Source organism: Amycolatopsis sp. NPDC059657 (assembly GCF_042734395.1).
Taxonomy (GTDB): Bacteria; Actinomycetota; Actinomycetes; order Mycobacteriales; family Pseudonocardiaceae; genus Amycolatopsis.
On the sequence record NZ_JBHWEB010000173.1, the window covers coordinates 1 to 5,943 of the forward strand.

Annotated in this window: 6 protein-coding genes; 2 read left to right on the forward strand and 4 right to left on the reverse strand. The window is 68.5% G+C overall.

Annotation, left to right across the window (positions count from 1 at the left end):
• Positions 1–248: 248 nt before the first annotated feature.
• Positions 249–608, forward strand: a complete 360-nt coding sequence (locus ACFV15_RS44820; RefSeq protein ID WP_378359166.1) for a hypothetical protein — start codon at positions 249–251, stop codon at positions 606–608.
• A 34-nt stretch (positions 609–642) separates the two neighbouring features.
• Here the strand turns inward: ACFV15_RS44820 and ddaH are convergent, their stop codons facing one another.
• From ddaH to ACFV15_RS44840, 4 genes are all read right to left on the reverse strand, one after another.
• Entirely contained in the window at positions 643–1,398 is a 756-nt protein-coding gene (ddaH, locus tag ACFV15_RS44825) for a dimethylargininase (RefSeq protein WP_378359168.1), read from the reverse strand.
• Complete coding sequence (locus ACFV15_RS44830) at positions 1,395–2,561, reverse strand: LLM class flavin-dependent oxidoreductase (RefSeq protein ID WP_378359170.1); 1,167 nt, start codon at positions 2,559–2,561, stop codon at positions 1,395–1,397. The genes ddaH and ACFV15_RS44830 overlap by 4 nt, the downstream gene beginning before the upstream one ends.
• Positions 2,562–2,745: 184 nt before the next feature.
• The gene (locus ACFV15_RS44835; protein WP_378359172.1) at positions 2,746–3,210 is read right to left on the reverse strand and encodes a protein-tyrosine phosphatase family protein; all 465 of its coding nucleotides are present in this window, start codon (positions 3,208–3,210) and stop codon (positions 2,746–2,748) included.
• 72 nt (positions 3,211–3,282) lie between these two features.
• On the reverse strand, positions 3,283–4,353 hold the full coding sequence (locus ACFV15_RS44840) for a glycoside hydrolase family 75 protein (RefSeq protein ID WP_378359173.1): 1,071 nt from the start codon (positions 4,351–4,353) through the stop codon (positions 3,283–3,285).
• Between the two features lie 169 nt (positions 4,354–4,522).
• Between ACFV15_RS44840 and ACFV15_RS44845 the strand changes: the two genes are divergently transcribed.
• Positions 4,523–5,854 (forward strand): amidase family protein, encoded by a 1,332-nt coding sequence (locus ACFV15_RS44845; RefSeq protein WP_378359175.1) that lies wholly within the window; start codon positions 4,523–4,525, stop codon positions 5,852–5,854.
• Positions 5,855–5,943 lie beyond the last annotated feature (89 nt).

The window sequence follows — 5,943 nt, forward strand, 5'->3', positions numbered from 1 at the left end:
TGGTTGTTGTGTATTAGACCCCGCCACGCCGGCCCCCCCGGGGGGGGGGGGGGGGGGGTGGGGGGGGGGGGGGGGGGGGGGGGGGGGGGGGCCCCCCCCCCCGCCACGTCAGTGTTTCAAGCATGCTTGAAAAGGCAGGAGACTTTGTAAAGTTTCTTGCTTATCGTGTGCGCTTCTCGTTACGTTCATTGTCACGTGGAATTGGCCAAGTCTCTGCGAACTGTTGTCTGCTGACAGGAGATTCGACGATGAAAGCGATGAAGAAAGCGGCGATGCTCGGCGTCGCCGTCTCGATGGCGAGTGTTTTCGGCGGTTTCGCTCCGGCGAGCGCGGACGTGTCCATTCAAGGCAGTGCCGGGCTGTACGACAATATCGACTGGAACCCCGATCAGGGGCAGCTGGGCATCTCCGGCGCCGCGAACCAGTGCGTCGACATTCCCGCCCACTTCCGGAACCGGACGTCCTCGTTCGTGATCAGTGGTGGCCGCGAGCTGATCCTCTACGACAACCCAGGATGCAGTGTCGGCATCGGCCGCTGGGACCGGTCGCAGCTGAACCTGAACGTCCAGGGCGCCGGTGACCGTGCCGAGTCGTTCCGTTTCCTGTAAATGAAATGCCCGGGTGGCGCCACCCGGGCATTTCTTACACGAGGACGCTGAGACAGGTCACGCAGCCTTCGAGTTTCTCGAATTCGCTGATTTCGACCGTGTGCACTTCGAATCCGAGATCGGTCAGATAATCGGCCGTGCGCGGCGCGCTCGCGCTGATCAGCACAGCGTCACCGCCGAGCAGCACGACATGGCAACCGCCTTCTTCCGTCACCGGCCGGAACGCGGGGAAAACGCCGGGTTCGAGATGCTCGGGCAATGCGACGAAAGTGCCGTCCGGCAACGCCGTGACGGCCGACTTCAAATGCAGCACGCCGCGCAGCGCGACCGGGACCACCGTCCGGCCGAGCGGCGTCACGAGCGCGCGCAGCTGCCGGATGGCGTCCGCGTTGGTGCGGCCGCCGCGCCCGACGTAGATCGCGGCGCCGACCTGGAGCACGTCGCCGCCGTCGAGGGTGCCGGGTCCGTCGATGAACGCGATCCGCAGGCCGAGGTCCCGCGCCGCGCGTTCGGCGCCCGCTCGCTCGCCGCGCCGCTCCGGCGCACCCGACCGGGGCAGGATCGCCAGGTCCTCGCACACGACGAGGGCGTCTTCGATGAAGACCGAGTCGGGATGCTCCTCGGCGGCGTCGACGTCGCGGACGTCCCAGCCGGACGCGGCCAGCGTGGCGCGGTAGGCGTCATGCTGCTTGATCGCCAGGCCGAAGTCGACCGGCACGCGATCGATGTGCGTGACCAGCCCCTCGGCGAGCCGGGTGCTGGGGCGGCGCACCAGCGCGATGCCGGTCATGACGCGAACTCCGGGATCAGCTCGCCGATCAGGCGCATGCTCTTCATGACCTGATCATGCGGCAGCGCGCCGACCTGGTGGAAGCACATCAGCCGATCGACACCGAGATCCGCGTACGCGCGCAGCTTCTTCCGGCAGGTGTCCTGGCTGCCGACGATCAGCGAGTCCTGCTGGTTCAGCGCCTCGAAGATCTCCTCGTCCGGCACCTCCTCGCCCTCCAGCAGCCTGCCGATGACGAGCTGCGCCTCGGTCGGCGCCGCGGTGAGGTCGTCGCGGACGAACTGACCGGTGAGGTTCGCCGGGTCCTTCATCGCCTCCTCGCCGCGCGCCATCGCCTCCAGGAACATGGTCTTGGCGTCGAAGAAGGTCAACGCCTTCACCGTGTACCAGGCCGCCGCCGTCGCCGCGCCGTGGCGCATCGCTTCTTCGTCGGTGTCGGCGCAGTGCACGAACGTGAAGAAGGCGACCTGGTCGTTCTGGAAGGCGCCGACCGGGTTCCGGCACGCGGCGGACGCGTCACGGTAGAGACCGATCAGGCGGCGAACCCGTTCCAGCGGCTCCCACAGCGTGGTCCCGAGCACGCCCACGCCGCGCCTGCCCGCTTCCTCGAAAGCGGGCGGGCTGGCGGCGGCCTGCCACAGCGGCGGGTGTGGCGATTGGACGGGCTTGGGGCGCACCGGCACGTCGCGGATGTCGAAGAACTCGCTCTGGTAGGAGAAAAGCTCGTCGGTCCACATGCGCGGCACCATCTCGAACGCCTGCTGTGTCTGCGTGCGCGCGTCGGCAGGGTCGATGCCGAACAGCCGCCACTCCGGGATGGTCGAGCGGGTCAGTCCCATCTCGAGTCGCCCGTTGCTCAGGTGGTCGAGCGTGGCCGCGCGCTCGGCGATACGGATCGGATGATTGAACTTGGCCGGTGCGAGCACGGCCGAATGGCCGAGCCTGATCCGGTTCGTCTGCTGGGAGATGGCGGCGAGCAGCAGCTCGGGCGCCGACGACAGGCTGAACTCGTCCGCGCCGTGGTGCTCGACCTGCCACCAGCAGCCATAGCCGAGTTCATCGGCCAGCTTCGCCTGTTCGATGGCCTGCGTGAAGCGGGCGTGCTCCTGCGCGGCCTGTCTCGGTCCGGGGTCCTGGATCTCGGTGAAGACGTCAAATTCCACCGCTCGAATCTAGGTCGGCGAACGCGGGCGCGGCACCGCCAAAACGTCGACGTCCCGGCGACCGGCACGTCATATATCAGATGTTTGCTGACCGAGTACAGGTTTACGAATGCACTGATCAGGTATTCGTTGTTGACGAGACACCAATAGGGCGACTAAACATCGGATGTGTGGCCCGGCTCGATCACCCGCCGTCATCGAGCCGGGTCGCGAACCCGGCGATCCAGCGGCGCTGCCCCGGTGTCTCGACCGCGCGCGGGCGGTAGTGCTCCCGCGTCCACGCGAGCGCGTCATCGGCGGGATGCCCGGCGAGGATCGCCATGCACGCGATCACGGTCCCGGTCCGTCCCGTGCCGCCTTCGCAGGCCACTTCGATGTGCCGACCGGAGCGCGCGAGTTCGTAAGCGTGCTTGATGGCGGAGGTCGCCGCCGCGTCGTCACGCGGGACGCGGAAATCGGGCCAGTCGATCCAGTCGGCAGGCCAGTCCGGGCGCCACGCCGGACGCCGCCTGAACCGTCGCGGCAGATCGGGGTCGCGGCCCAAGTAGAGGCCGTAGTCGGGGAGCGGGCCGGTGGGAAACGTCTCGCGCCGTCCCCTGCCGCGGACCAGCGTTCCGTCGGGAAGCGCGATCGCGCCGGTGAGCGTCATGCTTCGATCTTGCCCGAACGCCGGGGTCGTGAGTGGTATGACCGGTTAGAACCGGCCATACCACTCACGACCTCAGTTGTTGTTGATGAAGGTGCGGGCCAGCTGTTCGCCGGTCGTGGTCGCCTTGGTGTGGTCTTCGATGGGGGAGATCTTGGAGTTCTTGAAGTAGATGTAGGTGACGCCGGAGTCGGTGCCGCCGTTGCTGGGGTCGGGGTTGATGCCCAGCGCCTTGGCCGTGGCGTACGAGGCCTCGCCGATGATCGAACTCGGCCCGGTGTCGCCGACCACGGCGTAGAGCACTTGGTTGTTGTAGATCACCGCGACGACACCGCCGCCCTGGATGCCGAACTTCGTGTAGTCCCAGGTGCTGCTGGAGCTGGGCACGACCACGTACGGCAGCGTCGCCGCGTTGAGCGGCTTGCCGTCGGACTGGTGGAACGCGGTGTCCGGCTGGAAGCAGCAGTCGGTGTTCTCGTTGCACTGCGAGGTGCGCTGGCCGTCGCAGTCGATGTCCATGTCGGCCTTGTAGAACACGGCGCCGTTCTTCCCGCACACCGGGATCGTCCTGGCGGTCTCACTGTCCGTTTTGTACAGGCCGTTGGAGATCTGGCTGCAGGAGGTGACCTTCGCGAGCAGTTCGGCCGCGGTCGGCGCGCCCGTTCCCGGCGGGCCGGGATCGCCGGCGTCGGTGACGGTGAGCTCGTCGACGTTCGGGCCGCCGTTGGCCGTGGTGGCGGTGGCGCGCACGGTGTGCGTGCCCGCGGTCAAGGTGGCGGTGACGGACGCGGTGGTCCAGTTGGTCCAGGCGCCGGTGCCCGCGAAGGACGGGGTCGCGGCGGTGGTGCCGTCGATGGCGATCGTCATCGGCCGGTTGGCCGTGGTGCCGTTCGCGTACCTGAACACGAGCGAGGTGCTGCCTGCGGCGACGGTGATCGACCACTGGACCGCCGAGCCGGTCACGTTGTCGTAGTTGACGAATCCGGTGCCGGTGAAGCCTGCGTGGTTGGCCTCGACCACGCCGCTGGTGATGGTGGCGTTCTCGGCCTGGTAGGTGGTCGTCGCCGCGGTCGCGGATGCCGCTGGCAGTACGAGACAGCTGCCGGCAACCGCGATCGCCATGGCGACGACCCGGAATCTGCGCATATCAGCCTCCGACGGTTAGGAAAGTTTACTAACGAAGAAACGTTAGGTTCGCGCCTCGCTGTGCGTCAATACCGCACCGATGATCCTTTGTGGAAACGGATTTCCCGGACAATTCACGGCAAGGGTGACGAGCCTTCCCCGCGAGGCCGTTTCGTAGTTAGCTGCGATCATGGCGTTGACGGCAGTGGAGCTCGCGCAAGCGGTGCGTGCGAAGGAAATCGACCCGGTCGGAGTCACCAAGGAGACACTGGCGCGGATAGCGGCGGCGGACGGGCTGGTCGGCGCGTTCCGCAAAGTGCGTGCCGAGGAGGCGCTGGCGGAGGCCGCATTGCTCGCTCAGCGGGACGATTTGGCCGATTTGCCGCTGGCCGGGGTGCCGGTCGCGGTGAAGGACGTTTCCGAAATAGGCGGCGAATACGTCGAATGGGGCTCGGCTGCGGGTGGCCGCGAGCCCGCGGCAGCCGATGACGTGATCGTCCGCCGCCTGCGCCGCGCGGGCGCGGTGATCGTCGGCATCGCGCGTGTGCCCGAACTGTGCGTCTGGCCGTTCAGCGACACCGCCGACGGCGTCGCCCGCAATCCATGGGATCCCTCGCGCACGCCGGGCGGCTCGTCCGGCGGGAGCGCGGCCGCCGTGGCGGCGGGCCTGGTACCGATCGCGCACGGCAGCGACGGACTCGGCTCGATCCGGCTGCCCGCGGCGATGTGCGGCCTCGTCGGCGTCAAACCCGGCTACGGCGTGATCTCCACGCCCGGCGACGCCGGCTGGTTCGGCATGTCGACGCACGGCCCGCTCGCCACGACCGTCGCCGACGCGGCGCTGCTGCTGTCGGTGCTCGCGGACGACCCGTCGCTGGCGGAGGTCAAGCCACCCCGCGATCTCCGGATCGCTTTGTCGACGCGGGTTCCGCTGACCCGCGCGCCGGTCCCGCGTCAGCTGACGGCCCCGGTCGACGAGATCGGCAAGCTGCTCTCCGCCGCTGGTCACACCGTCGAGCACGCGACGCCTCGCTATGGCGTCGCGGCTGTCGGCGGCATCCTCGCGCGCTGGTTCGCTGGTCCGCACCTGCAGTCCCACGACTTCGATCCGGCCAAGCTGCAGCGGCGCACGCGCACCCACCTGCGCCTCGGTCGCGCGATGGTCCGCGCGGGCCGCATTCGCGAAGAGACCAAGTTCAACTGGCTCACCCGCGCGGAGGAGTTCTTCGCGTCACACGACATCCTGGTGACCCCGGTCTTGGCGACGCTTCCGCCGCGCGCCCGCCGCTGGCACGAGCAAAGCTGGCTCGCCAACGCGATCCCGGCGATGCGCGTCGCGCCGTTCGCGGGACTGTGGAACCTGGCGGGCTACCCGGCGATGTCGATCCCGGCGGGACGTCACACGTCCGGCCTGCCGCTGGGGGTGCAGCTCGTGGCCGCGCCCGGCGGGGAAGCCCGCCTGCTGGGCATCGCGGCGCAGATCGAGTCACGCAAGCCTTGGCCCAGGACCAAGGAGTCGTGAGTGGTATGGCCGGGTTGACTGCCACCAGGGAAGACACCCACGCTGTCGGCGTGTGGGGGCGGGCGGGCGGGGGGGGCGCATGGGGAGAG

Coding starts and splice junctions, on each gene's coding strand:
- ACFV15_RS44820 (WP_378359166.1), top strand. CDS start 249: ATGAAAGCGATGAAGAAAGCGGCGATGCTCGGCGTCGCCGTCTCGATG.
- ddaH (WP_378359168.1), bottom strand. CDS start 1,398: ATGACCGGCATCGCGCTGGTGCGCCGCCCCAGCACCCGGCTCGCCGAG.
- ACFV15_RS44835 (WP_378359172.1), bottom strand. CDS start 3,210: ATGACGCTCACCGGCGCGATCGCGCTTCCCGACGGAACGCTGGTCCGC.
- ACFV15_RS44840 (WP_378359173.1), bottom strand. CDS start 4,353: ATGCGCAGATTCCGGGTCGTCGCCATGGCGATCGCGGTTGCCGGCAGC.
- ACFV15_RS44845 (WP_378359175.1), top strand. CDS start 4,523: ATGGCGTTGACGGCAGTGGAGCTCGCGCAAGCGGTGCGTGCGAAGGAA.